This window comes from Yoonia sp. GPGPB17 (assembly GCF_037892195.1).
Lineage (GTDB): Bacteria > Pseudomonadota > Alphaproteobacteria > Rhodobacterales > Rhodobacteraceae > Yoonia.
The window spans coordinates 3,792,593-3,816,767 of the sequence record NZ_JATACI010000002.1; the positions used below are offsets into that span (position 1 = coordinate 3,792,593).

Annotated in this window: 31 protein-coding genes and 1 pseudogene; 13 read left to right on the forward strand and 19 right to left on the reverse strand. The window is 52.2% G+C overall.

Going from position 1 to position 24,175, the window contains the following annotated elements; all coding sequences use genetic code 11:
• Positions 1–163 precede the first annotated feature (163 nt).
• The 3 genes from QTO30_RS20040 to QTO30_RS20050 are packed head-to-tail and all read right to left on the reverse strand — an operon-like array spanning position 164 to position 1,760.
• Positions 164–1,117 carry a heparin lyase I family protein gene (locus tag QTO30_RS20040; RefSeq protein ID WP_340421698.1) on the reverse strand — a complete coding sequence of 318 codons (954 nt, stop codon included), beginning with the start codon at positions 1,115–1,117 and terminating at the stop codon, positions 164–166.
• A 43-nt stretch (positions 1,118–1,160) separates the two neighbouring features.
• Positions 1,161–1,613, reverse strand: a complete 453-nt coding sequence (locus QTO30_RS20045) for a hypothetical protein (RefSeq protein WP_340421700.1) — start codon at positions 1,611–1,613, stop codon at positions 1,161–1,163.
• Entirely contained in the window at positions 1,614–1,760 is a 147-nt protein-coding gene (locus QTO30_RS20050; protein ID WP_340421701.1) for a hypothetical protein, read from the reverse strand.
• A gap of 138 nt (positions 1,761–1,898) precedes the next feature.
• Between QTO30_RS20050 and QTO30_RS20055 the strand changes: the two genes are divergently transcribed.
• On the forward strand, positions 1,899–2,228 hold the full coding sequence (locus QTO30_RS20055; protein WP_340425788.1) for a helix-turn-helix transcriptional regulator: 330 nt from the start codon (positions 1,899–1,901) through the stop codon (positions 2,226–2,228).
• A gap of 102 nt (positions 2,229–2,330) precedes the next feature.
• Here QTO30_RS20055 and QTO30_RS20060 read toward each other — a convergent pair whose 3' ends face one another.
• A complete protein-coding gene (locus QTO30_RS20060; RefSeq protein ID WP_340425789.1) occupies positions 2,331–3,068 on the reverse strand; it encodes a hypothetical protein in 738 nt (245 codons plus the stop codon).
• A gap of 354 nt (positions 3,069–3,422) precedes the next feature.
• Positions 3,423–3,770, reverse strand: coding sequence for a DUF3768 domain-containing protein (locus tag QTO30_RS20065; RefSeq protein ID WP_340425790.1), 348 nt, complete (start codon positions 3,768–3,770; stop codon positions 3,423–3,425).
• A gap of 259 nt (positions 3,771–4,029) precedes the next feature.
• Between QTO30_RS20065 and QTO30_RS20070 the strand changes: the two genes are divergently transcribed.
• From QTO30_RS20070 to QTO30_RS20080, 4 genes and pseudogenes are all read left to right on the forward strand, one after another.
• The gene (locus QTO30_RS20070; RefSeq protein ID WP_340425791.1) at positions 4,030–4,956 is read left to right on the forward strand and encodes a pentapeptide repeat-containing protein; all 927 of its coding nucleotides are present in this window, start codon (positions 4,030–4,032) and stop codon (positions 4,954–4,956) included.
• A pseudogene (locus tag QTO30_RS22165) lies at positions 4,953–5,051 on the forward strand (nucleotidyltransferase domain-containing protein); the annotation flags it as partial. The gene QTO30_RS20070 and the pseudogene QTO30_RS22165, both read left to right, overlap by 4 nt.
• Positions 5,052–5,150: 99 nt before the next feature.
• Entirely contained in the window at positions 5,151–5,621 is a 471-nt protein-coding gene (locus QTO30_RS20075) for a hypothetical protein (protein ID WP_340425792.1), read from the forward strand.
• Positions 5,618–5,968, forward strand: a complete 351-nt coding sequence (locus QTO30_RS20080) for a hypothetical protein (RefSeq protein ID WP_340425793.1) — start codon at positions 5,618–5,620, stop codon at positions 5,966–5,968. Before QTO30_RS20075 ends, QTO30_RS20080 begins: the two co-directional genes overlap by 4 nt.
• Before the next feature lie 876 nt (positions 5,969–6,844).
• On the opposite strand, the gene QTO30_RS20085 is transcribed toward QTO30_RS20080, so the two are convergent.
• The 4 genes from QTO30_RS20085 to QTO30_RS20100 are packed head-to-tail and all read right to left on the reverse strand — an operon-like array spanning position 6,845 to position 9,484.
• On the reverse strand, positions 6,845–7,597 hold the full coding sequence (locus QTO30_RS20085; protein ID WP_340425794.1) for an HXXEE domain-containing protein: 753 nt from the start codon (positions 7,595–7,597) through the stop codon (positions 6,845–6,847).
• On the reverse strand, positions 7,594–8,007 hold the full coding sequence (locus QTO30_RS20090) for a DUF6640 family protein (protein ID WP_340425796.1): 414 nt from the start codon (positions 8,005–8,007) through the stop codon (positions 7,594–7,596). The genes QTO30_RS20085 and QTO30_RS20090 overlap by 4 nt, the downstream gene beginning before the upstream one ends.
• Before the next feature lie 58 nt (positions 8,008–8,065).
• A complete protein-coding gene (locus tag QTO30_RS20095) occupies positions 8,066–8,938 on the reverse strand; it encodes an SDR family NAD(P)-dependent oxidoreductase (RefSeq protein ID WP_340425797.1) in 873 nt (290 codons plus the stop codon).
• Positions 8,939–8,950: 12 nt separating this feature from the next.
• A complete protein-coding gene (locus tag QTO30_RS20100; protein ID WP_340425798.1) occupies positions 8,951–9,484 on the reverse strand; it encodes an NADPH-dependent FMN reductase in 534 nt (177 codons plus the stop codon).
• Between the two features lie 145 nt (positions 9,485–9,629).
• On the opposite strand from QTO30_RS20100, the gene QTO30_RS20105 reads away from it, so the two are divergent.
• Positions 9,630–10,496 carry a LysR family transcriptional regulator gene (locus tag QTO30_RS20105; protein ID WP_340425799.1) on the forward strand — a complete coding sequence of 289 codons (867 nt, stop codon included), beginning with the start codon at positions 9,630–9,632 and terminating at the stop codon, positions 10,494–10,496.
• Positions 10,497–10,809: 313 nt separating this feature from the next.
• On the opposite strand, the gene QTO30_RS20110 is transcribed toward QTO30_RS20105, so the two are convergent.
• From QTO30_RS20110 to QTO30_RS20125, 4 genes are all read right to left on the reverse strand, one after another.
• The gene (locus tag QTO30_RS20110) at positions 10,810–11,295 is read right to left on the reverse strand and encodes a hypothetical protein (RefSeq protein ID WP_340425800.1); all 486 of its coding nucleotides are present in this window, start codon (positions 11,293–11,295) and stop codon (positions 10,810–10,812) included.
• Positions 11,292–12,536: a hypothetical protein gene (locus QTO30_RS20115; RefSeq protein ID WP_340425801.1), complete on the reverse strand. Its 1,245-nt coding sequence runs from the start codon at positions 12,534–12,536 to the stop codon at positions 11,292–11,294. The genes QTO30_RS20110 and QTO30_RS20115 overlap by 4 nt, the downstream gene beginning before the upstream one ends.
• A gap of 142 nt (positions 12,537–12,678) precedes the next feature.
• Positions 12,679–13,044 carry a DoxX family protein gene (locus tag QTO30_RS20120; RefSeq protein WP_340425802.1) on the reverse strand — a complete coding sequence of 122 codons (366 nt, stop codon included), beginning with the start codon at positions 13,042–13,044 and terminating at the stop codon, positions 12,679–12,681.
• Positions 13,045–13,052: 8 nt separating this feature from the next.
• Entirely contained in the window at positions 13,053–14,105 is a 1,053-nt protein-coding gene (locus QTO30_RS20125; RefSeq protein ID WP_340425803.1) for an alpha/beta fold hydrolase, read from the reverse strand.
• A 163-nt stretch (positions 14,106–14,268) separates the two neighbouring features.
• Here QTO30_RS20125 and QTO30_RS20130 point away from each other — a divergent pair, with 163 nt between their 5' ends.
• Both QTO30_RS20130 and QTO30_RS20135 read left to right on the forward strand, forming a co-directional pair.
• The gene (locus tag QTO30_RS20130; protein WP_340425804.1) at positions 14,269–15,195 is read left to right on the forward strand and encodes a LysR family transcriptional regulator; all 927 of its coding nucleotides are present in this window, start codon (positions 14,269–14,271) and stop codon (positions 15,193–15,195) included.
• Between the two features lie 352 nt (positions 15,196–15,547).
• Positions 15,548–16,117, forward strand: a complete 570-nt coding sequence (locus tag QTO30_RS20135; RefSeq protein WP_147124209.1) for a tyrosine-type recombinase/integrase — start codon at positions 15,548–15,550, stop codon at positions 16,115–16,117.
• A 59-nt stretch (positions 16,118–16,176) separates the two neighbouring features.
• On the opposite strand, the gene QTO30_RS20140 is transcribed toward QTO30_RS20135, so the two are convergent.
• Entirely contained in the window at positions 16,177–16,407 is a 231-nt protein-coding gene (locus tag QTO30_RS20140) for a hypothetical protein (protein ID WP_340425807.1), read from the reverse strand.
• A gap of 53 nt (positions 16,408–16,460) precedes the next feature.
• Here QTO30_RS20140 and QTO30_RS20145 point away from each other — a divergent pair, with 53 nt between their 5' ends.
• Complete coding sequence (locus QTO30_RS20145; protein WP_340425808.1) at positions 16,461–17,192, forward strand: hypothetical protein; 732 nt, start codon at positions 16,461–16,463, stop codon at positions 17,190–17,192.
• Positions 17,193–17,311: 119 nt separating this feature from the next.
• Here the strand turns inward: QTO30_RS20145 and QTO30_RS20150 are convergent, their stop codons facing one another.
• From QTO30_RS20150 to QTO30_RS20160, 3 genes are all read right to left on the reverse strand, one after another.
• Positions 17,312–17,677, reverse strand: a complete 366-nt coding sequence (locus QTO30_RS20150; protein ID WP_340425810.1) for a hypothetical protein — start codon at positions 17,675–17,677, stop codon at positions 17,312–17,314.
• Positions 17,678–17,863: 186 nt separating this feature from the next.
• Positions 17,864–18,391 carry a sensor histidine kinase gene (locus QTO30_RS20155; protein WP_340425812.1) on the reverse strand — a complete coding sequence of 176 codons (528 nt, stop codon included), beginning with the start codon at positions 18,389–18,391 and terminating at the stop codon, positions 17,864–17,866.
• Positions 18,392–18,472: 81 nt separating this feature from the next.
• Positions 18,473–19,576, reverse strand: a complete 1,104-nt coding sequence (locus tag QTO30_RS20160; protein WP_340425813.1) for a CHC2 zinc finger domain-containing protein — start codon at positions 19,574–19,576, stop codon at positions 18,473–18,475.
• A 185-nt stretch (positions 19,577–19,761) separates the two neighbouring features.
• Between QTO30_RS20160 and QTO30_RS20165 the strand changes: the two genes are divergently transcribed.
• On the forward strand, positions 19,762–20,253 hold the full coding sequence (locus QTO30_RS20165; protein WP_340425814.1) for a hypothetical protein: 492 nt from the start codon (positions 19,762–19,764) through the stop codon (positions 20,251–20,253).
• Positions 20,254–20,281: 28 nt separating this feature from the next.
• Here the strand turns inward: QTO30_RS20165 and QTO30_RS20170 are convergent, their stop codons facing one another.
• Positions 20,282–20,470 (reverse strand): hypothetical protein, encoded by a 189-nt coding sequence (locus QTO30_RS20170; protein ID WP_340425815.1) that lies wholly within the window; start codon positions 20,468–20,470, stop codon positions 20,282–20,284.
• 145 nt (positions 20,471–20,615) lie between these two features.
• Between QTO30_RS20170 and QTO30_RS20175 the strand changes: the two genes are divergently transcribed.
• Both QTO30_RS20175 and QTO30_RS20180 read left to right on the forward strand, forming a co-directional pair.
• The gene (locus tag QTO30_RS20175; RefSeq protein ID WP_340425816.1) at positions 20,616–21,683 is read left to right on the forward strand and encodes a hypothetical protein; all 1,068 of its coding nucleotides are present in this window, start codon (positions 20,616–20,618) and stop codon (positions 21,681–21,683) included.
• On the forward strand, positions 21,683–22,225 hold the full coding sequence (locus QTO30_RS20180; protein ID WP_340425817.1) for a hypothetical protein: 543 nt from the start codon (positions 21,683–21,685) through the stop codon (positions 22,223–22,225). The genes QTO30_RS20175 and QTO30_RS20180 overlap by 1 nt, the downstream gene beginning before the upstream one ends.
• Positions 22,226–22,268: 43 nt before the next feature.
• Here QTO30_RS20180 and dut read toward each other — a convergent pair whose 3' ends face one another.
• On the reverse strand, positions 22,269–22,715 hold the full coding sequence (dut, locus tag QTO30_RS20185) for a dUTP diphosphatase (protein ID WP_340425818.1): 447 nt from the start codon (positions 22,713–22,715) through the stop codon (positions 22,269–22,271).
• Positions 22,716–22,919: 204 nt separating this feature from the next.
• On the opposite strand from dut, the gene QTO30_RS20190 reads away from it, so the two are divergent.
• On the forward strand, positions 22,920–24,173 hold the full coding sequence (locus QTO30_RS20190; RefSeq protein ID WP_340425819.1) for a type IV secretory system conjugative DNA transfer family protein: 1,254 nt from the start codon (positions 22,920–22,922) through the stop codon (positions 24,171–24,173).
• Positions 24,174–24,175 lie beyond the last annotated feature (2 nt).

Here is a 24,175-nt window from a genome sequence, read left to right on the forward strand (position 1 = left end):
GAGCCAGCACCCAGATATGCTGAACCAGAAATTGGCCTTTCCCCAGGAAAATACTCTCAAAGAGTTTCCCACGGAAAGTTCGCATCGAAATTTTCTCACGAAGAACAAACCGGAACTTTCGTCACGAAAGTTTCTCTGAATTTTTCGAACGGTGGCCGTGAGCTCAATCCACTGGCGGACCGTCAGCTGTTTCGATCAAACGAATGTCTACTTCTTCACGAGACCGACCTTGCCGCCATTCGTCAAAATACACGACAAATGTTGGGATAGGTTCATCAGGATGATTGTCCAACCATCTTGTCGGAAACCCTTGACTGCCTGACCAATAGCCTCGTTTGAACAGCGGGCCGTGATTGCGAAATCCATAAGATGTGAAGCGATCAACGGGCGTGGACACGATTGGACCTTTATAGCTGCATTTCTTCTCGCCGTTGATCCAAATGTTGAGATAGCCATCATCGGCATCTGAGAAATTTGTGTTCACCACTATGTCCATCCACTTGCCCGTGGAAATCCGAATATTGAACAACCTTGTACATGGGTAACCAAACTTGTTTTCAGCCATCCATTCCTCATCTTTTCCTCTGGAAAGATCGTTGAGGTGGATGCCCATGTACTCCCGCACTGGCCCACCATCGAAAGCAGGAGTGAAGGCAATGACAGGTGGAGCATCCAGATCGGTTTTCCATTGGCCCAGCATCGGAAACCAACCGTAGCTGCGTGACGCAGCAAACAGATTTTCATGATAGAAACTCCAACCGAACCAAGCATCTTCGCCAATACGCAGGTTCTCCCTGCTTGGTCGTTGGGTGAGTTCGCTGCGATTGCCGCCGGTGACACCCAAATCCCGCATCGCGTTGTCATCGGTTGGGCGGATTTCAAAACGCTCTGAATGCGCACCGTAACGAACAGGATATGGTGCACCAACTATGTTGAACTGATGGGGCAGTTTGGTGCCGCTTCCGTTCCAACCATCGCGCGTGAAGCCTTGGTTGCGTTCATAACGCATGTCGTCATGCCATTGGCTTCGTGGCCAGTTGGGATCAGTGGGTTGCGCCAGGGCCGTTTGAACCAAACCCAAGGCAGCGACGGCGGTAATGATCAAAAGGCGTTTCATGATGCTCCAAATGAGATTTTGATTTTCCTACTTGGTTGGCCCGTCATTGTGCCAACGTGATGCCGGTTATTTCGGCTTCCCAACGCAGTGATGGGTGTAAGGCGCCATCCACATTGTCGAGTTGAAGAACCCGCCAACAATGGCTCCACACTTGGTCCGCTCCAATGATACGGTCCGTGGTTTCGTACCGTGTTGCCACGGGCTCGGAATGATTGGGCTGATAGCTGGTGACTGAGAACCGCATGTTGGTAATCGCGGTGTCACCACCGTTGTGGATCGTCACCCGCACGTGGCGATCTGGACATTGATCCGAATATTGAGCGACTACGAGCACATCCGCGCTGTCCTCAGCCAGTTGGTCGGAACCACACTTGTAGAGGGCAAAGATCAGCAACGCCCCAACGAACAACCAACGTGGATTGCGAAAGCCAGCACCCAACAGATTGAAAGCCAGCAGCAGGATCAGCGCAACGACGAGGCCAACGACAATGGCCATTCAGCGGATTTCACCAACTATGGTGACTTTGCCAGCGCCAAACTGGGCCTCCAAAAGTTGCTTCGCATGCAGCATGTCCCGCGCATCAATGGTTGTGGTGGTGAAGTTGCCATCAGCTGTGCGGATACGGGCTTCATACGTTTTCATCTGCTGCTCCTTGGTGTTCAAAGACGGGTTTGAATTCAACAATCGGCTCTAAGAGCCGACTTCAGCAGCAATAAGCGAAACCTGATTACATGGGCAAGAACTTTACACGGCTTTATAAATCGCGTTATGAGCAAGCAGTTGAAGCAAAACATCGGGTTGCGTGTGAAAGCAGCACGGCAACAAAAGGGCCTCACACAGGCTCAGCTGGCGGAAGCCATAGACAAAGCGTTCGAGACGATTTCCAACATCGAGCGCGGCAAAACTGCGCCCAATTTTTCCACGCTGTATGACATTGCCAACGTGTTGGGACTACCCATGCGGGAGTTCTTCGACGTTGACGATGCAGAGTTATCAGATGCTCGCCAACGCCTGCTCATGCAGTTGAATACCATGATCTCGCAGATGGATGATCGACAGCTGCACCTACTGTTGAAACTGGGGCAGGTGCTGCAGGAAGAATACGGCTAGTTCTGTCTTGCAAAACCCCAAATCGCTAAACATGACTGTTTTGTAGGATTGCACTCGGCCCCAAATACCTAAATGGCCTTACTCGTCCGACCATGCAAACAATCAGTTTTGATCCGATGGATCAGTTTCCCTATCCAATTGAGAGATTTCAGCCCAATCCTTGATAGAGGATCCAGCGGCAAGCTCCACTCTTCTGGAGAAAATACACATTGATGCAGCGATCACCCAAACGATTGATATCAGTGATACTGTAAAAAGGAACCACGAAACGCTTGTTGGCCAATCCGGCAGCGTAATCCCTGTAGAGCTAGGCGTACCTGGAATCATATCCTCAACCCTAGAACCTAGGACGAGTGAGCATCCAGAAATCATAAGAAGAAAAGCCGAGAAATAGAAATGGAGCTCAAAGTTTCGCATAACAGTGTCTTTAGCGGCTACTGCAACCCTAGACGTATTCAAGGCAACAACCGAAGACGCAAAAACAACAAGAGTTACGCAAACAAGAGCCACTGACAAGCGTTTGATTACATCGTCTAGTGGTTCAAATATAGGCAGAAAGTTAATGACATAAACCTGATCGATCACAAGAAGCGATCCTCCAATCGCAATGGCAAAGACTAACCTTCTAGCAACCCTCGACGCATTGACAAAAAACATACCTAACGCATTGGTTGCTTTCTCATAAGCCCGGTTAGGAGAATGCGCGAGCTCATTCAGACCAAGGCAAACCGCAACAAAGAAACTCGCGAGCGCATTGCCTATTTGCAGTGTAAAAACTTGGCTGAAGGTAGCCAAGATAGCCCCTACAAGTGATAGCCGTGTAAAAGTAAAATGTGACATCGCCATACCTCCGCTCAGAAGAGCAACTGCGCAACGCCTTCGAGTTGCTAGAATCTGGCTAGCGCAGGTTTCAGCTTAGATTCCAAATCGATCACTGAGCAAGCCTTTGGATGTTTTACACACTTCAAGACAGCCAGTATCACAGCCTCTGAAATTTTTCGGTAACCTACTTAGTAGATGTCGCATAATTCCTAAAAATTTTGGTCACGCTGCTTTGGCTAGAGCCAGTCAATCCGTGAAGCGTTCTTTATTTGTTCAGCTCACTCAGTCTGGCAAGCCGTCGTCAAGGACCCAAAGAAAAAACTCACCAAAACTTTCCTCACGAAAGTTTCTCGGAGTTTTTACAGGGTCGGATCACCATTCGTGAGCCAGCATGATGGTCAGTACCCGGCGTGTTTTACCGAGGTCGGTGGGATCGTCTGAACCCAAAGCATAGTCTTGGTAATAGCAATCCAGCTTCCAAAACAGTTGATGCCCGTGAAACTCGAATGCGCCAAAGTCATGCTCTCCGTGTGGGTCGTTGTGTTCGGTGAAGTCATCGAACTGGGCAACCCTTTGGATCAGCGTCTCAGTTGGCAGATCAAGCTGTTGGAGCAAGTGAACCACCCCGGCGGTGACAAACCGTTGCCCGGGCACGGTTGGATCGCCCTTGCGGAAAGCATCGTTCAGTTGGGCTATCCGTTGGATTGTCTGTGACGCCATTTGGACCTCTTATCGTGGGTCCAGCTGCGTTATGGCGATCTGGCTCAAAGGGCGAACGAAGAGTGGCGGGCGTCAAAAGTTGAACAATGCTAAAAGCTTGGTGACTGCTTTGTAGCGCAGCAGCATCGAAATATTCTGACTTGGAAAGCGGTTCCAGCGTATGAGCTCGCAAACTTGTCGCTCGTTATAGCGCCATTGTTTGGTTGCCCAGTAGATCATAGACTGCAATGACAAACCTTTGTGGGCAGCGGGCAGATACATGACAAAAACAGATGAAAATTTGCCGACCGTCGTAGAGGGAGAGTTGGTCAATACCTCTGAGCGTTCAAAGTCCCCCAAAATTGTGGAAGGAGTTGCGTACTTCACGCGACGTATATTCGAAGATTGCAGTATATCAAATTCAACGAGTAAGGATTTCAAACACGCCTTTTTGAACCGCGCGAGTGGGAAAGGCGCAACGTTTTCCGGAATCGACTTCCGTTATGCTGAATTGACTGATTGTTACTTCCATGGCGCGCGCTTTGAAAACTGCAATTTTACTGGTGCCAAGATTAGACGCAGCAACTTTAGAACAGCTACTTTTGAGAACTGCAGTTTCGACTATTTGACCATCGAAGACACTCCAGTTGACTACCTTCAAGTTGTCAAAAACCTGCCTGACCGACCCAACGTAGCCCAAGAGATCCTTCATGCATTGAGAAGAAATGCCGTTACACAAGGCGAAATGAAAGCCGTTCGTGACCTTACGATTCTTGAGGTGAACCAAGAGCGTGAACACTTGAGACGTGCCATAAAAGGCCAAGGTGAATACTATCGAAAAAAGTACGGCACATTTTTTGCTAAGATCAAACTACGCGGACGAGCACTAAGCCTCTGGTTAGGCTCGGTGCTTTGGGGGCACGGCGAGAAGATTTCGAGACTAGCAATTGCGTGTCTTGTTAGCATTTTATTACTGTCTGTTTTCTCAGTTGGCGCAGATGTGCTTAGCAGCCCCAGTTTGACAGTGATTGAAGCTGTCTCAAGGTTCGTGACATACACCAAGGAAAACTTCTTGAACTTATTGGGTGCCTTACAAAATCCAACGCCCTCTCAGTCAGTCGGTGTCGATGCCGTTATAGCGGTCCTACGGCTAATCTTTGGTGGCATGTTTGTCGCGTATATTTTTAGAACGATATCAAGACGATGACGTCGAACCAAGGAATCCAGAGCATTGCCATTTTTGGGTCATTCGGTCGTGGCAACGCGGATGCTTTCAGTGATCTTGATGTCTTGGTCCTTTGTCGCGACGGAGCAGGAACCCAGTCAGAAACCATTGTTCGCTCTCTAGTTGCCCAAGAATTTCGACAACCGCCTTCGATCTCGTGGTACGGAAACGCAAAGATGACGCATTTCTTCACCACCGGCGATTTGTTCGCCTGGCATCTGTACCGCGAGTCTTTTCCATTGGTTGGATTTCCGTCCCTTGTCGAACTGTTCGGAGAGCCAGCTCCATATCTGAATTGTATGACGGATATTCAGGGGTTGGCGGAAATCTTATCGACCGTTGAAGAAGAGATCAACTCAAGTCCTCAAAACTTGGTATATGAGATGGGTTTGGCGTATGTCTGCCTTCGAAACATAGCTATGACGGCTTCAAGTGCATTGTCTGAGCGCGTTGATTTTGGGAGATTTTCTCCGTTCAATTTGCCGGTGGTGGAGCCGCCAATTTCTTTGAATGAATATAAACTTTTGGCGCAATGTCGGCATGCAAGTACACGAGGCACGTCCCCTCCCGAGCTCGACATTGATGTGACTAGGGTTTTGCACAATAGCCTGTCTTGGGCCAGATCGATTGAAAGGATGGTTCTATGAGCGAAGCGTTTGGTCGAACGAGGGCCTTCAGCAAGCGAATTGGGATCGAACGAGAGGCACTTCGCTCTGCCAACCTGTTCTCTGAGCAAATTTCTTGCACAAAGCTACTGGGGCTGAACGACACCGCAATCTCGGTTTGGCTCAACGCACTCGAGAGTAACCTTGAACATGCTCAAGTGCGTTTGATCGAGCGGACTGTAGGGGAATTGGCACGAGGTACGGGCTTACTTTCCGATGAAAGCCGTTGTGCGGTGGCAGAGGGAAAAGTGTCTGCGGATTTTCCTACTCTAGTTCAGGCATTTAAGGAGGCTCTTAGCCAAGCCGTTGAACCTGACAGTCAAAACTAGCCCCTAGCCTTTTTGAGCAGCCGCTTAGTGTTACGCACTTTGCCTAAAACCACAAATTTCAATCAATTAAATCAACACACTAACCCAATAAAGCCACTCCCAAAGCACCATAAGCACGGCAAGGAGCGTTGCTAGGGCGGTGTGCTAGAACTGTGCTAGGTGCACGGCGCGGCGCTCACAACGCACTGTGCTAACAGGTGTTTTTCAAACTGTGCTAACACTGTGATAGGGTATTTTCGGGTTTTCAGCGATTTGCGCTGCGACGCAGAAATCCAGCAAGTTACTGATTTCGTTTTATTTTAATGGTGCCCGGGGGCGGAATCGAACCACCGACACGAGGATTTTCAACGCGCGTAATGATGGGTTAAGCCGTTGATATTGTTGGGTCAAAAAAGAACTGTGCTAGCGATGTGCTATATTAGCATCGACACGCGGACCACCGAATTCATTTGTTGAGCACTCCTACGGTAAGACTTTCCCAGCGGAATTTTCGCTGAAAGATTCCTTAGGAAATTTTTGGAGACTTCTTCCTCGGTGAAGTCCGATTCAGAAACTTGATTAAATTAAGTCTTGTTGTCTGGCTTTGGTTAAGCCGACTTTCGCTGCAGGATGCCTGAAGTGGCACGATGCGGACTAAGCGGTCTTTGGCCGTTTCAAAACGAAAGGTTGCTTTGCACGCTTTGCGAGATCAGCGAAAAACCGCAACGACGAAAAGTGAAAGTTCGCTGCACTCGCTTTCAAGCAAGCAGTACTTTGCCAAAGCAGACAATCCGATGGAGCCGTACCGGAGATATCGCGTGTACCACTCCTGCCAATGTCCTATTCGTCTTAGACAGACACTAGCACGAGAAGGGCAACCAATGCTGCCCTGAGCGGTTAATCACCCCGTCTGCGCCAGGGTGCAAAAGCTGGCAGCAAAGACCACGCGATCAGCACTACAAAGTACGCGACCTCCGGGATTTGGTCGAAGTGGGACATTGCGAGGACACCGCTGATCATCAGTACATGAGCCATTAGTCCCCAGGCGAGACTTGCCGCAATGATCCTGAGGGGCGGCTTTGAGATACGCCCTAGCCAAACGTAGGCCCCAATGCCCACTGGAAGAAATAGCACAACGCCTGTCAACAAGCCTGGATTGTAACTTCTTGCGATCAATGCCGCACCGATGTGGCTTACGGCGTTTACAACCACAATTGAGGCCATGCAGAGCGCGGCAAACACGTTTTGCGAGCCGCGCCAGATCGCCAGGGCGGCCACAAGCCAAACCAAGGATGTGTTTATCACGAAGACCGATGTGTCGGACATGAATTCTTGCACATCTGAAAGTCCCAAGAGACCGGACAGGAACTCGTTGAGGTTTGGTTTGAAGGCATAGGTTCGCCCGTAGATGTCGATCCAGTGCTCCTCGAATTGATGGATGATGTAGGTTACCAGCAGGACGAGAGAGACGGCCCGGGCGTCCAATCGTGTTGATTTGTCTGAAAAACAAAGGGCAATCAGGACCAAGAACGGCGCCATGAACGTTCCGACTTTCATCCAGTTTTGTGTGAGAAAGTCGTGCTGTCCCAGTGGAATCCATAGGAAGGCGAACGCCAGCACTAGCGCGACTAGTGATCTACTGTCGTTCATTGGTCTGTCCGCGAAACGCGCATGGCCAGGGCAAGGAGGATCAGCAGCAATACCCCAACAACGGAAAACAAGAACATGTTGGAATCCAAGCCGAGCACAGTCTGCACATAGCCGTTTTCATCGACCAATGCCCCGCCATAAGCAGGACCAAAGATCGTCGCGACCCAGAAACCTGCTACGAATATCAGGCCAAATGCGATGGGAAGAAACACATCATCGCGCACCCAAGTCAAAAACAGCGCGACCAATGCAATGCCTGCGGCGAATGCAAGGAACCAGGCGCCGTGAAACCGGGCGTGTTCGCTCCACAAAGGGTTGAACAGGTGGGTCTCATTCAGGTCGGCTATCGCGGGAACCAAACCATAGAAGATGGTGATAGCGGTGACGGCGATCTTTAGGACTAACTTCAAAACGGATCCTCTCTTTCTTTTTCAAATCTGCACTCTTCGGCGACCAAGCACGCTGACGCTAAAAACCGGAATCTTCCGACAGCTTCGCCATCAACTTGGCTTGAACGCTGGCGTCCTGGGCGAGGCTCGGCAAAGGCTTCTCCTTGCCGTTCGTAATGTAGATGCCGGTTTGGCTGCGATAGCTGTCAATTTGAGCCGCATGGATCATCTTCGCTGCTTGCTTGTCCGGAGACTTGAAGAGCAGCGGCACCAGCAGTTTCAGGATGCCCGGCATCGCATCGCTAGTTTTTGTCATTGGCGTCACGACCGGACCCGGGCAAACGGATCGGACCATAATACCATCGGCATCCAATTCTGAGGACAAAGCGGTCCCCATGGTCGTCAACGCCAACTTCGTCGTTGCATACGCCCCAGTTAGACCCCCGATGTCTTTCGGGTCTGAAAGGGTTGTGGTGTCCAGAGACTTTGCAGCGTTTTGGGCGGATGAGGTTGTATTCACGATCATGGACTTCGCCGTAGCGTTTCGGCTCCGCAGGGCTGGGCGTAAACCTTGTGTCATGACGTACGGCGCCAACGTGTTGACGGCATAGTTTGACTCGTGCCCTTGCGCGCTCATCACTCGTTCAGAGGTCAGAACGCCTGAGTTATTGAAGAGCAGATCGATTTTCGGATGCAAGCCAACGATGGTTTGAGCTGCTGCCTTGATCTGCTCCACATCCATCAAATCGGCAGTCACGGTCTCCACTGCGACGCTCGGATGGTTCGCCTGCAAGTCCGCCTTCTGCGCCTGAGCTTTGGTTTCATTCCTGTTGACCAGAACAAGGTGCCAACCGGATGCGGCGAGCTGATCGGCGATTGCCCCGCCAATGCCGCCCGTTGACCCCGTGATGACTGCAATCCGTTTTCCGTCCATAGCGTCTTTCCTATTCATTCGTGTCGAGGATCAGGCAAGTAGGCCGGAGACAGCCTGCTCGATGCCATCACGGTCTTCGTCTCGTGTGAGCGTTCTACCGTCCCAAGCGTCAGCCCAGTTTCCGACCCCAAATTTGCCTTTGATATCCATGCCAAAGAAAGGTGCGGTTAGTTCCTGAGTTTGCAGGACATTTGCACCCGCGCGCCGCCCGGGGCTTGCCGCCAAAAGGACGAACGGCTTGTCCTGCCAGACCTTCTGGTCGATCCGGCTCATCCAGTCGTAGATGTTCTTCCAAGCCGCGGTGACAAAGCCGTTGTATTCGGCGAACGAGACGATCAGCGCGTCGGCGGCACCGATTTCATTAAAGAGACTTTGCGCCAGGGGATGAATGCCGTCTGCCCTTTGGCGATCGGGCGAATAAATTGGCATTTCGTAGTCGTTGATATCGACGAACGTCACGTCGGCTGTAGGATGCAGCGCTTGGAGCCGCTGTGCTGCATAGCTGACCAAGGCGCGGTTGATGGATGTGGTGCTGTTTGATGCAGCGAACGCGAGAACTTTCATTGCGGCTCCTTTAGTTTCTGGCGCGCAGCCTATCTTTCGGTTGTGCTGCCTCAATGTCTCGATAAGCGCATTGGATGCGCGTTCCTGCGACAACCAGAGACTTAACTTGCGGGTATGGGTGCATAGATGCGACCGTGAGAGGCGCATGATGAATCTTTGGACCGAAATTTATACTGCCTATCGCGTGGCGACCGCGGGTACCGTCAGCAAGGCTGCGGCAGAGCTGGGCGTGCACCGCGCGACGGTCAATCGCCACATCGACGCGCTTGAAGCCGCGCTGGGAACGCGTCTGTTCTTGCGTCATCGGCGTGGGTACCAGCTGACCGATGCGGGCCAAGAGTTTCTGACCGTGGCGGAGCGTTCCCACGAGATGCTCGAGGACTTTTTTGCACGTATGCGCGTCCAAAAGGCCGATGTGGCCGGAGAGGTCATTGTCACCACGCTCTTTCCGTTCACAGATTTTATACTGCCTGCCATTTTGAACTTTCGTCGTCGACACCCAAAGACGCGTGTCACGGTCACGACCGGCAACAAGCTTCTGAGTTTGGAACGCGCCGAGGCGCATGTGGCGTTGCGTGTGGGCGCCAAGCCCACGCATGGTGACTATGTGGTCCAGCCCTTTTGTACGCTGGATTTCGCGCTCTTCGCGCATCCGGACTATATTGATCGGTACGGGCGACCGGATTTGCTGGATCTTTCGGGTCATTGGTTCGTTGGCAATCCCGGGGAAGAGAGCGCCGCCCCCTTTGAAGCGTGGTTGGCTAAGAACATAAATCCCGAACAAATCGTTCTGAAATCAAGCAACGCAAAGGTCCTCGAAACCGCCGTTCGAGATGGGGCCGGAATTGGCTTTATCCCAGTATCGGTTGCTGAACGTGCGGGTGGATTGGAGCAAGTATCACCCGCGCTTCCTGAATGGACGGTCAAAAGCTGGCTGGTGACCCACGTTGATGTGCACCGCTCGGACAAAGTCCAAGCGATGCTCACACATCTGAAGTCCATCCTCACCTAAGCCCCCGGACGGAACGGCAGGCGACCCAGCCAAGGTTCCGGGGCCTGACCAGATGGACGGTCGAAGAGAACACCAGGTCGGTTACCGGCCAAGTCTTCCAAGCTGTCTTCGATTATCAGGTTGTACGATTCAGCCTTCCAAGCTTCGCGCGGTATGAATTGCCAACCGTCTTCGCCCGGGCTCAATCCGATTTGCCCAGGGACAATCGATCCTTCGGCGTCAAGAACGCGTAGTCGAAATGCGAGAGACAAGTGGTCGTGTGGACTGCCAAGATTGACGCTCAAAGGGTCGCGCGACCCGATCTTTGGTGTGTTCAACACCCATTCGCTGGGATCTGGTGGATCGAAGTCTGGGGGCCTACTTGAAACGCGAAGGTCGTGTTTTGGCCCAACACACAGCCATCGACGTCCATCGACCCACCTGAAACCTCAAGGGTGTAGGACTGACCAGACCTGAGAGCGCGACCCATAGCCTCGCTCGCATCCAATCCTGTTTTCACGCGGCCTGGGTCCATCAGCACCGTCAGGCGGCGGCGATCTTGGGACCAAAGGTCTTCTCTCGTGGGAAGAAATACCCCGTCCATGGGCGTGCCATCGGCGTCGAGCAAACGAATGTCTGACAACCCAGCAGAAGTCGCCATGGCGCGGGGATAATAGACGTAAACGCGCAGCAAGTTTTCCGGCAGAACCTGCGCGGTGGGGTAAATGTCAACGCGCCCTGCTTCAGGCTCAGGGCATGCCGCGACTGCTGTCGTCGCCCCGCCAAGCAGGGCGACGATGAGACCAACGCGGAATGTCACTGGCGAATTTGCCCCGGGAAGCCTTCGTCAGACTTCAACAGGTTCTGGAACATACGGACGCCGTTCGACATCTCATCATCGGCATAGGCGTAGTCCGGGAAGTTATACTCGCTGATAAAGTCGCTCAGGCGGAAGAACGATCCCTTGCGGAAGGACACAAGCTCCATGGCGCCGGTGTCCAGATCCCGGCGCAGAGCGAGCAGGAACTGACCATCTTGGTCGGCCATATGCACGACACCTGACAGCGGCAGTGGCACGGTTTGCACACCCGAAGTTGCCCCCAGATACGGTACAGGCTCGGTGATCCCCGGACCAGCGGCGGCGGCAGTCAGGTTTTCAAGAGTGATGAGGTCTGCATCCATTTCCCGGTTCACCACCAGGACGTAGCTCGACACCTGACCCTGAAAGTTGGCGGCCGAGAACGAGATCAAATCAAGGGGCGTGTTACCGTACCCAAGTTCTGCGATCGTTTTGCCGGTCACATGAGCCCCATCGGCCAAATCACCCACTGGGATCGTCACCAGCGGCGTGCAGGTATAGGCTGCAACGGCGGTCGACGTACCATCGATATCGACAACTGCCATGGCTCGTATTGGGGCGCGCGTTTCGTTTTGGTTGTGTGCGGCGTGATAAATCTCGATGCTGGTGGACGTGGCGTTCCCATCGAAGGGAAACGGTACACGGCGCAGGGTAGACGCAAACTCGCCTGTCGAAACGCCTGATACAAAGAGTTCGCCGTTTGCATAATCGAGGTCAGTGACCGTTAGCGAAGGCGCTGGAATATCGCGCCAGAAGGTAACGCCCGCATCGGCAGTGTCTTGAAGCGTGAACTTGGACGACGGGTAAGCGTCCAGATCCAGCGTGCGCACAGTGCCATCGCGCGAGATGGCAAGAACTGCGCCCGTTTCAACGCCGTCGACGGTGGTGGTCGCAGAAACGAACGCCTCGCGCGTCACAGGGTGTACAACCAAATCGCTGTAGATCACGCGGCCGGTGGCGCCGAGCGTCTCGGTCACCAGTTGATCGACATCTAGGAGGTTGAAGGCAGCATCCTGTTCGGGCGCGTCACCGCCGCCGGGCAATGCGTAGGCGTGGATCGCGCCACCGGCGGAATCGGCCACAAACAGGGTGTTGTCTGGACCAAACTCAAGAATGCCAAATGATTGAGGCATATCAGCCGTCGCGGCTCCTGCGGATAACGCTAGGGCAGCAACGGCGGAAAGGGATTTACGTGCGGACATAAAAGCTCCTCTTGTGATGGGGTGGAGATCGCATTTTGCGGTTGGCGATGCAGAGATGAGAAACGCCGCGCTAGTGCGAGGCAACCGATCCAAACGCGCAGCGGATGCGCGTTTGGAGACGCCGGTGTTCGGGGGCTTGGCACTAAGCAAAACCCAACCGGGCCATGAAGAGTTCAAGCCTTGCGCGGTCGATCCAAAACAGGATGCAGCAAAGGACAGCCAGGACAAGCGCCGGAACCGCCGACGGGCCAATGACAAAGATGTGGAACAGCGCCCCACAGATCATTGTGGCAAAGAGCATGCTGCTCCCCAGAACACTCAGAAAAGGGACCCAGAGCATTGCCGCGGCACCCAGTTCCACAGAAGCGGTGAGGTAACGGAACCATTGCCCCCAACCAATCGCATCAAAGGTTTCGACCATCATGCTGACGCCGATCAATTTTGCGCCGCCAGCGGCAACAAAAATCACGGTGAGAAGCACCCTAAGTGCCATGAAAACGTAGGGCATCGGCGACCTCAGTTCTTCGCGGGAAACTGGAAGTTCACTGGGTGCGAGAAGACCCTGTCTGGTCGGTTGGCATTGCCGCTGCTGAAGAGCTCTCGGGCAAGGTCCGCAACCATGTGGGGATCTTCCGCATGCAGGAAGTGGTTCGCCGCGACCAAGGCAACACGGGCATCTGGAAGCAGATCAGCCGATGTCATGTACTCTTCCGCCTTTTGCCCGGGATCGTCTGTACCTTGGATCAAAAGGACAGGCATCGTCATCTTTGGAATGACGTTTTCCATCCTGAAAGCGAGCTCGATGTCAAAGCTGGTGCCTTGAAAGGTCCGCGCGGCCGCCTCTGGTGTACCAGGAAAGCTAAACTCCCAATTCAGGCGCTGAAGGAACCGCTCTGGAAAGTGAACTGACCCGTAATTGCTCGAATAGGCTGTGCCAGCGAGGTTTTCTTGGCTTTGAAACTCGACCGAGGCCATCGCAGCGTGAGGGGGACGCGGCAAACCGTGTGGCTTATCAAACGATTGTTGCATCCGCACATAAGCGGAAACACGGTCGCTCATGCCGTCAATCGCGAGGAGGTTTTCGCTCACAATCGTGCCGCGATCATGGCTTATGAGGTTGAAGGCGCTGACCCCAATTTTGTCGAGCAGAGCAGCCAAGCTTCCTGCTGCGCCTGCATAGCTCACGTCCACCTCAGGGCCCTTGTCCGACTGACCATAGCCCAGGACATCAACCGCGATCACGTAATACTCGTCTGACAAAAGAGCCATAACCTCGGCGTTGGCCCACCATGTGTCGGGGTAGCCGTGGACCATCAGCACGACTTCATCTGCCGGGTCACCTGCAGTCACGAAATGCCAGACAGGCCCATCCGCTTCCACAAACCAATGCGTGCCAAACGCGCCAAACCCGAGGTACTCGATTTCGCCATGTTGGCTTACCTTCAGGGTTTGCGGAGTGGCTTCAGCATAGCGGCTCGTATCATCGGCAATCCGCGCCAGCGGATAGGGTTCATATGAAAACTCATCCCATGCTGGCTCATCCCCGTCGGCAATGGCTGCGCCGGTCACTGAGAGGCTCATGAGCAGGGCGACTGCAGTTCCGGTTAATGTTTGTATGAAAAATCGGCAGTTTGCGGACATCGATCATCTCCTTGCTTTGGGGCGGACACAATCAAGTTAGCGACAACTTAAAGAATTGATCCAATTGATATTTCCCATAAGCTCCATTGCTATGAGGAATGTTCGCAATACAGATTTAAACCTGCTGGTGGTTTTTGACGCCGTCATGGCTGAGCGCAGCGTCACCAAAGCCGGAGAACGGATTGGCCTGGCGCAACCCTCGATGAGCAACGCACTTTCTCGGCTCCGCGCCCTCTTTGACGATGATCTTTTTGTGCGAACACCCAGTGGCATGATGCCGACCCAAGTGGCTTTGGACGCCGCACACCATGTACGAGCCGCCATTATCGCTGCGGAAGACGCCTTGAGTGCTGCAACCGCATTCGATCCCCAAACTCACGAAGGCGGGATCACACTTCTCACGAGCGACTTGATGGAATTGACGGTGGTGCCAGAAATCGTGCGCGCGTTGCGAAAGTCAGCGCCAGGCATCCGTCTTAAGACCCTGGGACTGGTTCGAGGTCAGATCGCCGACGACTTGGATGCCGGTCACGCAGACTTGGCGCTTTCGCCAATTTCCGACATTCCTACGCGGTTTCATCATCAGGTCCTGTGTGAGGAGCCCTTTGCAGGCATCGCCAGGTTCGATCATCCCATCTTGAATGGACCTGTTACACTCGACGGCTTCCTATCGCACAAACACGCGCTTCTTTCGCACCGATCGGATGGAAAAGGCATCATTGACGAGGTGTTGGCAACCAAAGGCCTGACTCGCGATGTGGCTGTCAGTGTGTCCAACTTCGCGACGCTCCCACCGCTTGTTGTGGAGACAAATGTCATCGCGGTCTTGCCACGGCGTTTGGCAGCCAAGGCGGACAGGGAGCTTCCGGTCACACTGTTTGAACTGCCGTTTGAGGTGCCAACAGTCCAATCGAAGCTGATTTGGGGACGTGGCGCAGACCGATCCCGCATGCAGACTTGGTTCAGAAAGCTTGTTGCCGGTATTGTTGTCGCCGATAACAGCGAACGGCGGCTTTAGCGGGGCGCGCGGCAGCATTGAGAGAGATGGGCGAACGTCCGGTCAGGGCCCCTCTTGCAAAGGCCAATGGCGGCTTTCCGCGTTTCACGGCCATTTGAACACGGCGCAGCATTTTGCACTGTGGGCTCATTTGTTGAGTCCGCCGCGCTCAGTGTGAACGGCTGCATTGGAAAAATGCGATCTCACCACCAATTCCTCCCAACATAACAAAATATAATTTTCCTGCTGTTCAGCCCTAAGCAGTTGGAAACACTGAGCGCCAGAAAACGGTCGCTCTACTCGTCAGATGGCAACATAACAAAATCCCACACAGTCAGGAAAACGTTATGTTTCAATTATTTGGCGAGAATAGATGAAACAGGCAAAAGTGTTATCTTCTGAGGAACTGAAGCGCGTGATGGCCATCTGCGCAAGCATGCAGAACGGCAAGCGCAACAGGTTGATGCTTATGCTTTCCCACTACGCTGGCATGCGCGTGGGCGAGATCGCCTCACTAAAATGGGCGGATGTGCTGGATCGTGACCTCAAACCCAAAGCAATGTTCTACCTCAAAGCTGAGAACACCAAAGCAAAGGAAGCGCGGCAGGTGCACTTGAACGCTAAGCTGCAGAAGGAGCTTTCCACCTACTGGGCGCAGCTGGATCGCTGGAGGGCACCTGATCGGCCTGTGATCGAGTCCCAAAAGGGTGGACACTTCACGCCCAACAGCATGGTCCAAGCTTTTGCCCGTGTGTTTGATGCCGCTGGGATTGAAGATGCGTCCTCACACAGTGGACGGCGCTGGTTCATCACGCGCATGGCGCATGCTGGCATTTCGCCGAAAGTAATTATGGAGCTTGCTGGACACAAACAGCTGACCACCACGCAACGGTACATCGATGTTTCGGATGAGCAAAAGCGAAGCGCGGTTGAGGTGCTGTAGGTTTTCCCGGGAAAATTCTGCCAAATAATTTTCTGCGGAAAGTTCTCACGAGTTCTTTCTTACTTGTCCATGCTGGTTTTGGCCTCTGCTTTTAAGTCAGCCCAGCTGATGCTTTCATCCACACCACTATCCAAACCCCGTTGGATTGCATCATCCAAAGCTGTCTGCTTTTCGCGTCGCTCCAGTGCCTCCAAAGCCGCATTTACAACGGAAGCGCGATCCGAATACGCCCCGGTTTCCAACAACCGTTTAATGATCAGCTCGTCTTGCCCTGTGATTTCGATTTCCATGCGCTTTGAATTGGTTGCTTGCGTCCCCGTTAAGCTAGCGCCAGTTTCCCAACATGATCAAGCTCAACCCCATCCCTGATGATGACCCCCTGCTGGACCGATCCAAGCTGCTCTACGCGTTGGAACAGACAATCCGATATGCTGAGGAAAACGGCGGCGTCGGCTTGACCCAAACCAAACTGTTCAATCGCAAGTTTGCCCATTGGGGTGCGCGGAATTTCAACTGGCCTACGTATTCAGAGGAAAAACTGCTGCGGGTCCAAAAGGTACTAAACGAATGGGACGTGCCGCCGGTAATGGTGATCCATGATGTGATGACCATTGCCAAATGGGGTCGGCACGTGAAGGGCAAGTTTCAGCTGTCCAAAAGTATCAAGCAGCTGGCGCAGCATCGTGGGCAGCTATTTGGGGAACTGACCCAGCAGTTTTTGTTCCGTTACAATCATGGCCGGATGAGCCGTATCGATTTTCAAGCACCTGGGGATTGGCGGGACTTTTTGAACATCATCAACGTTGAAGCCCATGAGGGCATGACGGAACCGCAGTTGGTCAAAGCTCTATATGGGATGGACGAGCCGGATGACCCCTTTGAACGGGAGCATCGTGATCATCGTTGGTTCCTATCATCCGAGGTGCTGCGCCCACTGTGTTGGATGGGTTTCCTCGAGGAAATCCGCGTCAGTGAAGACCGGCTTGCGGATCGCGTGTTTTGGAAAACCCCGCTTTGGCCCACGTGCTTTACACTAGATACAGACCACTATCTGGTCGAACCAACCAAACACTGATTTTCCTGAAAAAACCTTCACGTGAATAATGATTTTCCTTCGCCAAGGCGTCAGAGTCTAAGTAAGCCAAGAGGCTGTTTTAATGAGGAAAATTACAATGGAAACATATTTTAGAGCTTTCAGATACGACACTTCGGAACAGCAACGGCAGATGACAGCAGAATGCGTTGGGACAATGGCTTGCGCGTGAACGTGTAAACGGCCCAATCAATGGCTTCAGAGATCAGAAAAGCCGTCACACTGGCCAGAGCCACAACCGGGGCTGACATGAAGTAGCTGATGCCACTTGCAACCAGCATGGCGATGACGACCCAATGCCCAATCTCCCGCTGTGCGAAATCTCGAAACACAAACACAAAGCCCACGACCAGCATTACCGGCGGGAACATCGTTTCCAACACGGGTATCATGGGCACCACAACGAACAGCCAATTGATGGCCACCACCGCGCCGATATAGGCGCTTGTCCAAAATCCTTTGGGCATTTTCCCCTCCACAGAAATTTTTGTGGGGAAACAGTTGGCAGAGTTTTTGCGGGCCGTGTGTGCGGATATCCCCTAGATGGGATGCGGAAATCCCCTAAATCGACCTCGGTTGCAGAAATTTCCTAGGAAAATTCCCCCAGAAACTTTTCTGGGGAAAGTTCTTTGGTGTTTTTTCTTCGCGGCAGCTCAGGCGTGCTCATGACCTTGCTTGGCAAATCGCAGTTCGGCACGATTGGGTTGGAGCTCAAACTGTGCGTCCAGAAGCTGCGCAATCTGTTTGACGATATCCAATCCAAAGCCAGCTTGCCCGATCACGTTGGAACCAGTGGCGACTTGATCAGCGATCATGATGACCAGCACGTCGTCGGTTTCCAACGCTTGAACCTTGACCAACTCACCTTTGGCGCTGAGGCGGATGGCGTTTTGAACCAAGTTGGACAAGGCCTCCCAAAGCAGATGCGCATCGGAGGTGAGTTCCGCGTAGGTGCATTTGATGTCCAGTCGAATGCCTTCCGCATCTGCGTGAGGCCCAAATGTCTGTTGAATTTGGTCAAACACCCTTTGGATTTCAAAGCGTTCCGCCAGCAGCTCGACTTTGCCTGCATCCCGCTTTGCGTAGTCCAAAACACGGGTGATGAACCCACCGGCGGTTTTGGCACCTTCGACAATCGGTGGCGAATAGTTGGGTGCCCTTGCCGAGGAACCTCGGCGCACCCAACGCCCCCGCTCACGCGGGAAAAGAAAAGGGGTCTCCACATGGAGACCCCACCGTTTCATCGCAACCCAGCGATATGGCTAACGCACATATCGGGGCAGCTCTGCTACGATTTCGTCGCTCATCTCATCCGGCTTAACGCCATCTTCGAGCGACACGGTTTTTGCAAACAGGCGCGTTGCCAGAACTGGCAACGCCTGCTCGCTTCCTTTGCGACCGCCTTCGTCGCCATCAAAGATCAAGACTGCGTTTCGGAAGCCTGCTTGAACAAGCAGGCTGACTTGTTGAGGGGACAAGCTGGCCCCGAAACTCGCGACGACCGGCACGCTTACTGCGTGCAGTCGCAACACTGACCAGTACCCTTCGACGATGACAACGGCATCGCCGACATCTTCACCCTGTACGATCAATTGCTCTCGCTTCGCGATCACACGGTTCAAGTTATAAAGCACACAAGATTTTTCAAACCCCTTGGGCAAGAGATAGCGCGGTTTATCGTCGTCCTGATCGTCAGACGCCAACCGACCAGCGTATGCGATCAGGTCACCCTCTTCGTTGTGTACGGGGAAGCAGATCCGCCCCGCCATTGAACCACGCTTGGCAAAGCCAAGACCAAATTCCTGAACGAGCTCTTTCGTTATCCTGCGATCACTCAAGAACGAGTGCTCCGGTTCAAGCTTTAATTCAAAAGTCAGCGGTGGGTTTATGACATCTGCCTCAGACCCCAAATTTGCGCCCTGAGACGTCGTTTCAGCTTTTGAGCTGGGAGTTGGACCTGCCCTTCCGCCAGCGGCTGTGTCGGTTCGTTTTGGACGTTTCCCAGTCTGTGTGCCTCGCGCCTTCGCTTTGGGTTGGTCACCCGCTGGTACGTCTTTCGATCCACCATCAATTTTGAAGAGCTCACAAGCCAGAACGGCAGCCTTGCGCAGTTCACGTGGCTGGTCAGGATCAAACCCTTCCATCCGAGCGACAAAATCCAAGATGTTGCCTTTTGCCTGACAGGAAAAACAGTTGAACACGCCCTTCTTTAGATTGAGCCCACATGACGGCTTGTGGTCATCGTGGAACGGGCAGCAGATCTTAACCTGATCCTGCCCGTTTGGTTTCACATCAAAACCGTAGTGCGACAGCACCGCGGATACGTCCAAGTTCTCACGGACGGTTTGAAAATTCACCCAGGTCATAGTTGATTGCTCCATAAAATAAGGGGCAACTGATTGTACCACACACGCTTTGCCGTTAACGCACCGCTAGAACTATTGGGCACTAGCAGAAGTCATTGTTCCTCACTAAGGTGAGCACGCGTAGTGCAGATTCCTAGCTATCCCCAAAGTTTGCCGTTACTCGGGAGAATATGAGGCCTCCGAACTTGAGCGATCTGAGAGAAACCTTTGGAGCTGATCACCTGACCAGCATCCCACGAGCTGTCGAAGACATCTTTTGGAAGACTAGACCCCTAGTCTTTGACCCGTGCGTGTTGACAGAAAATGATCGTGTAAGTTTCCAGAAAAAGGTAGAGCAACCTGATAGCATTTATGCTCCAATACCGGGCAGCGAGCTGTCCATGTTCAATTCGCTCTATGCAGAGCGCAACTATCTAAAATTTCTACTTGTGCTTCATAGATTGCCGGTGAAGTTCCTTGCTGCACCATTTGTTGACATCGGTTGTGGCACTGGAACCGCCGCTTTGGCATGGACTTCGATTGTAGGGCCGAGACCGGAGCATATTAAGAACTCTGTTTGCCTTGATCGCGATGCCGAACAAATTGTTGCAGCAACAAAAAAGCCTTGGCAACAAACCATCCTTTGTTACGCAACCACAATTCCTATCGGCATCATTCCCGAACTGGAAAGTACCTGACGAACATATTGCCCTAATGAGCTTTAGCCTATGCGAGTTGCTTGCCGAAAATCATAGCTTTCAAGAAATAGTCGATGCGTTGCCATCCCGCTTCGTAATTGCAGACTATCGAGAAACTATTACCGAGCTGTTGGGGCAGGCCGGTGATCGCTTCTATGGCACGGATATTGTTCAATCCACATTCGAATTGAGCGACGAACTGGCCGAACTCTTTCAACAAAAAACATTAAAGGTTATTGGGGCATATGGGCACAAGCGGAGCGGAAGATAAGTACTTTTCGTCCTGGAGGTCGCACGACTTCGAACTTCTGAAAAGCATTACCACTGAAGACCTAATCTATTCGATTAGCAACAAATCAGACATGAACGGGCATGCCGAAGTGGGTGCCTATTGGGACAAAAACAGGGAACGACAGTCTGGCCTCCAGGTCGATCACCACTTGGTCACAGCTGGCGAAGGTTGGAGTTCATGTGCTTTCTATAGCCGCTTCTACCACAAAGAAAAGAAGGTCATCCAAGTAGTTTTTGGGTACATGTACTTTCAGTTTGACGAGGCTGGAAAAATCAAGAGGCTCAGCGAGACTTATAAGAAGCTCGCAGAAGAAAACCCCAAAGACCCACGTCCTTGGGCTCTAAGACTACTACAAAATGGCGTAAAGAAACTGGCAATACGGAGACGCCTCCTTGGAGCAAAGAGAATAATTGGTAAGAGCTTATCGATTGCTGCATTTGTCCTAATGCCAATAGCGGCAGTATTATATTTTGCCATACAATTCATGAGTTTTTCTGATCAGATAGTCATCAATCTGGCTCAGTTTTCTCGCACAACTGATGTTTCGAACCCGGAAGAGCTGGCCAAATATAAGGTTTGGTTACTCGAATTGCTTGGATCTTTCCTGGCCGCCAGCACAGTTTACTATGTTTTTGCAGACAAGATTAAGGCCTACTTTGGCCAAACAGCCTCTGTTCGCAAGCACACACTTACTGAGCTGAACAAGGATGCTGCCAATCTCATGGCCAACTACTTGAGTGGCGCAAGGAGCGTTGCTGTGTTCTCTGGTGATTTCGATTTCTTCGAAGATGAGGAACTGCTAATAGATGTCTTCCGAGACTTGGAAAGTCATGGGGAACTGAGTTTCTACTCGGAACGAACTCGCGAAGAAGTATTATCTTCGGTTGGACGGCTACCTAAAACAAACGAACTGATTCATCGCTTGATGCAATCTGGCAGGATGAATTTCGCTTCAAATTTAAAGCGGGCTCGTGCGACGTACTTTGAAAAAGATGGAGTACAGAGTGTGCTCAACAGACCCAACGCTAAAACGTTTGTAGTTGTTTCTGGCATAGACGAAAATGAAGTCATACTGAAGATGTTTAAAGGCAGCCTGCAAAGGAACGAATTAAACGGCCATCGACGCCAGCAACGCTAGTGCCAGCGCCCCTGAAAAAGAAACCAAAATTTATTATCGTAGCCGGGCGGACCTTCTCTGGAAAAACAACAATTTCAAAGGGATTGCAGGCGCAAGGCTACAGGTATTTGTCAGTTTCAGACACAATGAAGGCAATGAGCCCCGAAAAGTTGACCGAACGCGAGAACTTGGGAGAGTACGGGAAGTCCCTGATGGATGCCAATGACGGCGAGGAACTCTACCTTGAACTACTTGGCAAAATGATGGCTGGCGCACCAGTCGTTTTGGACGGCTTACGCCCTCTCAAGCTTGCTGAGAGGTTTAAGAATGAGCTTGGCGACGATCTACTCATTATTTTATGTACGGCTCGACCCGACCAAGAAACCTCCCGTTTCAACGAAATAAAGGCACAGAAAAACGAAACGATGTCGATTGCTAAGATAAGAGCGCTCGACAAGAGATTCCAAGTCGATGACATAGCCGATTTACCATACGTTAGATTGGTTTCGGGCACGAAGCCGGTGGAAAGCACTATCGAAGAGATCAGCCAAATGTGGTCATGAATTCAATCTAATTACTGTTTGTCACTGACTCACAAAATTGAATCTAGACGCCTGTCGAGCCAAGGCCGTCTGAGCCCCTTACAGATGGCGACAGCTCATCGACCTCTTGAAAATCGGCCCGAACAAACGGCCTAGTGCGAAGTTCTGCAATCTTATCTCCACGACCTATGGTTACTTTTTCTCCGCCTAGATTAATGAGAAGTACTTGTATCTCACCTTTGAAGTCGGGATCGATGGTGCCAGGATTGTTCAGAACCGTAACCCCCAATTTTTCGGCTAGACTTGGGCAGGGAGTTACTACGGCCTCGTAAAGATCAGGGAGATCCAAAGCGATTCCCGATGGAACAGCCGTTCTCCCTCCAGGTGGAAGAGGTATTCCTTGGTCATCTTCCATGCTAGCGAAAAGAGTCAAGTGATTGTTGCCAATCTCATCATCATATTGCTTCACTGCATTGCCAAGAATTTTGACACTAATTGAAGTGGCTGGCATCCGGGTTCTCCGTCCATGAGGAACTTGGCGGGATCGATAATAAGTCACCGTAATCGCTAAGTGAAGCCGAAACCTCTCAGGAGAATTAAGTAAGTGGACATGATACAATGTGTGCTTCTTTCCTCGAAACCAGCGCAGGCTATCTGCCAGTCGCAGTTCACCGACAACCCGTCGTTGGTATGAACCCTGCGCTGTTTTCGGCGTATGAACCACACCCCAAGCCAACTGCATTTCGGATACCGCACAGCCAGCACAGCTGATGAGCTTTTGTCGGTGTCCCAAGAAGACAGGCGGCGGCATGTCTACGTGATTGGGCAAACCGGAAGCGGAAAGACAACTTTCCTGAAATCCTGCATTCTGCAAGATCTCGAACGGGGCAAAGGCATCGCGTTGATCGACCCGCACGGGGACTTGGCAGAGGCAATCGCCGATGCAGTCCCTCGGTCGCGTATGCGAGATGTCGTTTTCTTCAACCCGTCGGATTTCGACCATCCACTTGCGTTCAATCCACTCGGGCGTGTTCCAAAGCACCTTCATGCGGTCGCAACCTCTAATATCATCGCGAGCCTGCGATCTATCTGGCGAGAAAGCTGGGGGCCACGTATGGAACATGTCTTGGCCAACACCCTTGCTGCCCTCATGGAAGCACCGGAAGGGAAGCCGATGACCTTATTGGATGTGTCCAAGATGTTGACCGACCCGGTTTTTCAACAGCGCGTGTTATCTCACGTCTCAGATCCTATCGTGCGAGACTTCTGGCAGGTCGAGTTTGCCGGTTACGATCCGCGCTTGCGGGCTGAAATTATAGCACCTGTGTTGAACAAGGTGGGTGCATTTATGCGAAACCCGATCATGCGCAACATCCTAGGTCAAACCCGCAAAGGGTTTGATCTCAGGTATATGATGGATAACAAGAAGATCTTGATCGTGAACCTATCAAAGGGACGCCTGGGTGAAGACATGACAAACCTACTGGGGTCATTGCTCACGACATCGATCTATCAGGCCGCGATGGAACGCGCTGAATTGGTTGAGGAAGAAAGGGAAGACTTTCACCTCTATATCGACGAGTTTCAAAATTTCACGACGGACGCCTTCGACAGCATTGTTTCAGAAGCCAGAAAATATCGGCTCTCCTTGACAGTGGCGCATCAATATCTCGATCAATTGTCACCACGCATCAAACAAGCGATCCTCGGGAATGTCGGATCACTGCTACTGTTTGCACTATCGGGAAAAGACGCCGAAGAACTTGCCGTTGAGACAAACCCACACACAGCCAGTAGCCTGCGTGCCACAGGACGGGGAGAGGCATTGGCCGTCACACTAAAGGACGGCGAGCGCCGCCAGCCTGAAAAGATATTGGTTCCATACGGACATATCACAACCAACAGCTATGACCGCGTTGTCCGCAACACGCGAACCCGCTTTGGGCAACGCCCGTTGTTTCTCACCTAAAC

What these genes read in the sequence shown, in the direction of transcription:
- dut (WP_340425818.1), bottom strand. Translation starts at nt 22,715, where the DNA reads ATGCCAGCCACTTCAATTAGTGTCAAAATTCTTGGCAATGCAGTGAAG.
- QTO30_RS20080 (WP_340425793.1), top strand. Translation starts at nt 5,618, where the DNA reads ATGAGCGAAGCGTTTGGTCGAACGAGGGCCTTCAGCAAGCGAATTGGG.
- QTO30_RS20150 (WP_340425810.1), bottom strand. Translation starts at nt 17,677, where the DNA reads ATGCCCAAAGGATTTTGGACAAGCGCCTATATCGGCGCGGTGGTGGCC.
- QTO30_RS20105 (WP_340425799.1), top strand. Translation starts at nt 9,630, where the DNA reads ATGATGAATCTTTGGACCGAAATTTATACTGCCTATCGCGTGGCGACC.
- QTO30_RS20075 (WP_340425792.1), top strand. Translation starts at nt 5,151, where the DNA reads ATGACGCATTTCTTCACCACCGGCGATTTGTTCGCCTGGCATCTGTAC.
- QTO30_RS20065 (WP_340425790.1), bottom strand. Translation starts at nt 3,770, where the DNA reads ATGGCGTCACAGACAATCCAACGGATAGCCCAACTGAACGATGCTTTC.
- QTO30_RS20095 (WP_340425797.1), bottom strand. Translation starts at nt 8,938, where the DNA reads ATGAATAGGAAAGACGCTATGGACGGAAAACGGATTGCAGTCATCACG.
- QTO30_RS20120 (WP_340425802.1), bottom strand. Translation starts at nt 13,044, where the DNA reads ATGCCCTACGTTTTCATGGCACTTAGGGTGCTTCTCACCGTGATTTTT.
- QTO30_RS20115 (WP_340425801.1), bottom strand. Translation starts at nt 12,536, where the DNA reads ATGTCCGCACGTAAATCCCTTTCCGCCGTTGCTGCCCTAGCGTTATCC.
- QTO30_RS20190 (WP_340425819.1), top strand. Translation starts at nt 22,920, where the DNA reads ATGAACCACACCCCAAGCCAACTGCATTTCGGATACCGCACAGCCAGC.
- QTO30_RS20040 (WP_340421698.1), bottom strand. Translation starts at nt 1,117, where the DNA reads ATGAAACGCCTTTTGATCATTACCGCCGTCGCTGCCTTGGGTTTGGTT.
- QTO30_RS20140 (WP_340425807.1), bottom strand. Translation starts at nt 16,407, where the DNA reads ATGGAAATCGAAATCACAGGGCAAGACGAGCTGATCATTAAACGGTTG.
- QTO30_RS20135 (WP_147124209.1), top strand. Translation starts at nt 15,548, where the DNA reads ATGAAACAGGCAAAAGTGTTATCTTCTGAGGAACTGAAGCGCGTGATG.
- QTO30_RS20050 (WP_340421701.1), bottom strand. Translation starts at nt 1,760, where the DNA reads ATGAAAACGTATGAAGCCCGTATCCGCACAGCTGATGGCAACTTCACC.
- QTO30_RS20175 (WP_340425816.1), top strand. Translation starts at nt 20,616, where the DNA reads ATGAACGGGCATGCCGAAGTGGGTGCCTATTGGGACAAAAACAGGGAA.
- QTO30_RS20060 (WP_340425789.1), bottom strand. Translation starts at nt 3,068, where the DNA reads ATGTCACATTTTACTTTTACACGGCTATCACTTGTAGGGGCTATCTTG.
- QTO30_RS20145 (WP_340425808.1), top strand. Translation starts at nt 16,461, where the DNA reads ATGATCAAGCTCAACCCCATCCCTGATGATGACCCCCTGCTGGACCGA.
- QTO30_RS20045 (WP_340421700.1), bottom strand. Translation starts at nt 1,613, where the DNA reads ATGGCCATTGTCGTTGGCCTCGTCGTTGCGCTGATCCTGCTGCTGGCT.
- QTO30_RS20130 (WP_340425804.1), top strand. Translation starts at nt 14,269, where the DNA reads ATGAGGAATGTTCGCAATACAGATTTAAACCTGCTGGTGGTTTTTGAC.
- QTO30_RS20160 (WP_340425813.1), bottom strand. Translation starts at nt 19,576, where the DNA reads ATGACCTGGGTGAATTTTCAAACCGTCCGTGAGAACTTGGACGTATCC.
- QTO30_RS20100 (WP_340425798.1), bottom strand. Translation starts at nt 9,484, where the DNA reads ATGAAAGTTCTCGCGTTCGCTGCATCAAACAGCACCACATCCATCAAC.
- QTO30_RS20085 (WP_340425794.1), bottom strand. Translation starts at nt 7,597, where the DNA reads ATGAACGACAGTAGATCACTAGTCGCGCTAGTGCTGGCGTTCGCCTTC.
- QTO30_RS20070 (WP_340425791.1), top strand. Translation starts at nt 4,030, where the DNA reads ATGACAAAAACAGATGAAAATTTGCCGACCGTCGTAGAGGGAGAGTTG.